The organism is Cryobacterium sp., assembly GCF_026786305.1.
Taxonomy (GTDB): Bacteria; Actinomycetota; Actinomycetes; order Actinomycetales; family Microbacteriaceae; genus Cryobacterium.
Genome location: NZ_JAJAYI010000053.1, coordinates 1 through 3,146, shown reverse-complemented (window position 1 = coordinate 3,146; position 3,146 = coordinate 1). Strand labels below are relative to the sequence as shown.

Genomic DNA, 3,146 nt, shown 5'->3' with positions numbered 1-3,146 from the left:
GACCTGTTCTGGCTTGAGGACTGCACCCCGGCGGAGAACCCGGAGGCGTTGCGCCTGGTTCGGCAGCACACCACCACGCCGCTCGCGATCGGCGAGATCTTCAACACGGTGTGGGACTACCAGCAGATCATCCGCGAGCAGCTCATCGATTACGTGCGCAGCGCCGTGACGCACACCGGTGGCATCACCCATTTGCGCAAGGTGCTCGACTACGCCTCGCAATACCAGATCAAGTCGGGCATGCACGGGCCGACCGACATCTCCCCGGTCGGCATGGCCGCCGCGATGCACCTCGGGATGGCGATCCACAACTTCGGCATTCAGGAGTACATGGCGCACGGCGAGAAGACGAACCAGGTCTTCGAGCAGTCGTTCACCTGGAACGGTGGCATGCTGCACCCGGGCACCAAGCCCGGTCTCGGCGTCGAGCTCAACGTCGACGAGGCGGGCAAGTACCCGTACGAGACCGCCTACCTGCCCTACAACCGCCTCGCTGACGGCACGGTGCACGACTGGTGAGTGCCGCGAGCTGAGCAGCTCGCGCTGGCGGTTGCCGCTGGTTGGGCAGCGCGCTCTGGCGGTTTCTGATGGTTGGGCATCGCGTTCTGGCGGTTTCCGCTGGTTGGGCATCGCGCTCTGGCGGTTGCCGCTGGTTGGGCATCGCGCTCTGGCGCGCGTGTCGAAACCTCGCGGGTTTCGACACGATCGCTGCGCAACCGCCTCACCCGGCACTTTCCCCGCTGCGCTGCCGACATGCATTCATGAATGTGCCCGCTCGTGACAAGCGCCCCCGCTCGAGCGGGGGCACTTGTCACAAACGGGCACAATCACTGCGGTTTCTGTTGGGTGAACGGCGCGCTCTGGCGCGCGTGTCGAAACTCGCCGCGAGACGGTTTCGATGCGGTCGCTGCGAGACCTGCTCAACCAACAGACACGGTTGCGCGACCTGCTCAACCGGCAATTCGGCTAGCATCGTCGACCATGACCAACCCCATCGTCGTCACCGCCGTCTTCTTCCCCGTCGCCGGCCAGCATGACAACGTCGTCGCCGCGCTGTCGCCCGCGATCGCCGCCGTGCATGCGGAGTCCGGATGCCTGCTGTACGCCATCCACGACGCGCCGGACGGCTCGATCGTCATGGTCGAAAAATGGGAGTCGGCAGAGCTGCTCGACGCGCACGAAGCCGGTGACGCCGTCGCGAACCTCACCACGTCGCTTGGCGGAAAGCTCGAACGGCCCGTCGAGGTGACCCGCCTGGTTCCCATCCCTGTTGGCACGGCCGAGCAGGGGCAGCTGTAGCGCGATTTGATTTGGGTGTGAACACCCACCTCGGGATCAGCGGTGGTACCAACGCAGATTCTCCTTCGCGGTTTTCTCGATTCGGGCGGCAAAACGGCATCGCGAGGCATGCGCCCGCGCTCAGAGCTGGCCGCGGCGTGTAGGCTTCAGGCTGTACTTCGGCGAGGGATCGCTTTCGCGTGTCGGGAAACCGGCCGCGGACGGCATCCGTAATCGACGCGGTGGTTGGGCACAGCCTTTGCAGGCACACGTCTTTCCTCACGCTGACATGCGTTCGAGTTGACCGCCCCCTCTGGGGCACAGATCGTGGGCCCACGCCTGCACAGGAGAAAACAATGGCTGAGAAGCAAATCGACCCCACCATCGTCGCCGACGTGCGCGAATCATTCGGCAAGGGCGCGGCCCGCAAGCTGCGCGTGCTGGGTAAGATCCCGGCCGTCGTCTACGGACACGGCACCGAGCCGCAGCACCTCGCGCTGCCCGGCCACCAGGTCGCACTGCTGCTGCGCAAGAAGAACGCCGTGCTCGAGCTCAAGGTCAACGGCAAGACCCAGCTCGCGCTCGTCAAGGATGTGCAGAAGGACCCGGTCAAGGCGATCATCGAGCACATCGACCTCATCGTCATCCGCAAGGGCGAGAAGGTCACCGTTGACATCCCCGTGCACGTCGAGGGCGAGTCCTACCCGGGCACGATCGCGAACCTCGAGTCCCCCACGATCTCGGTCGAGGCCGAGGCGACCCACATCCCCGAGCGCGTCATCGTCAACATCGACGGCTTCGAGGACGGCACCCAGATTCACGCCAAGGACCTTGAGCTCCCCAGCGGCTCGACCCTCGTCACCGATCCCGAGACGCTCGTTATCAACATCGTCATCCCGGCCGAGGTCGACCTCGGCGAGGAAGAGGCCGAGGATGCTGAGGCTGCGGAGGGCGCCGAAGGCGCCGAGGCGGCCGAGTCCACCGAGGCTGCGGAGTAGTCACGGCCCTCTTCAGGCGGTCTGAGCCACTGGACAATGCCCAGTGGCTCGTGGTTGGGCTCGGTAATCCCGGGCCCGACTACGCCGCCAATCGTCACAACGTGGGACAGATGGCGCTCGCGGAACTCGCCTACCGGGCATCCGCGACGTTTAAGAACCACAAAGCGGGCGCGGCGGTCGCCGAGGGGCGCACAGCCCCCGGCTCGCCGCGGCTCATTCTCGCCAAGCCCAATAGCTTCATGAATACCTCGGGCGGGCCCGTCGCGGGCCTGCTCCGGTTCTACAAGATCGACCCGTCCCGGCTTATCGTGCTGCATGACGAGCTCGATATCCCGTTCGACAGCGTGCGCCTCAAGCTGGGCGGCGGCCACGGCGGCCACAACGGACTGCGGGACATCATCGCCGCGATCGGCGCCCCGGACTTCGTTCGCGTGCGCATCGGGATCGGGCGCCCTCCGGGGCGCCAGCCTGCTGCCGACTTCGTGCTCAAGGACTTCGGCTCGGCCGAGCGGGCGCTGCTGCCGAACGTGCTCGCGGACGCGACGGATGCTGTGGAGTTGGTCGTCAGCGAGGGCCTCACGGCCGCGCAGTTGAAGTTTCACACCGCGTCTTAGAGGACTGCGGCGGGGTCGTCGTCCGCAACGCTCGTTGTTCCCCCACGCATCGTCCGTCGCATCTTCCCCTGCACAGGGTCGTCTCCAGCACTGGGTCTTCCCCTGCACGGGGTCTTCTCTTGCACCGCGTCTTCTCTTGCACAGGCCCTGTGGGGAGATTCTTATCCCCATCAGCTCTTTCCTCTTTCGAAAGTATGTTCGAAGTGGGAGAATTGTGGCATGGAACAACTCCCGAACACCCTCCGCGGGGCCGCCG

General features: G+C 65.5%; 4 protein-coding genes. All 4 read left to right on the top strand.

Translation table 11 applies throughout. The annotated features are described in order from the left end of the window. Positions 1-519 (top strand): enolase C-terminal domain-like protein (locus LH475_RS05530; RefSeq protein ID WP_297413069.1); only part of this gene is annotated, 519 nt, incomplete at its 5' end. Positions 520-981: 462 nt separating this feature from the next. Beyond that, positions 982-1,299, top strand: coding sequence for an antibiotic biosynthesis monooxygenase (locus LH475_RS05525; RefSeq protein WP_297413068.1), 318 nt, complete (start codon positions 982-984; stop codon positions 1,297-1,299). A gap of 335 nt (positions 1,300-1,634) precedes the next feature. Continuing rightward, positions 1,635-2,276, top strand: a complete 642-nt coding sequence (locus LH475_RS05520) for a 50S ribosomal protein L25/general stress protein Ctc (RefSeq protein ID WP_297413067.1) — start codon at positions 1,635-1,637, stop codon at positions 2,274-2,276. Positions 2,277-2,305: 29 nt separating this feature from the next. Continuing rightward, positions 2,306-2,890 carry an aminoacyl-tRNA hydrolase gene (gene pth / locus LH475_RS05515; RefSeq protein ID WP_297413070.1) on the top strand — a complete coding sequence of 195 codons (585 nt, stop codon included), beginning with the start codon at positions 2,306-2,308 and terminating at the stop codon, positions 2,888-2,890. Positions 2,891-3,146: the final 256 nt, after the last annotated feature.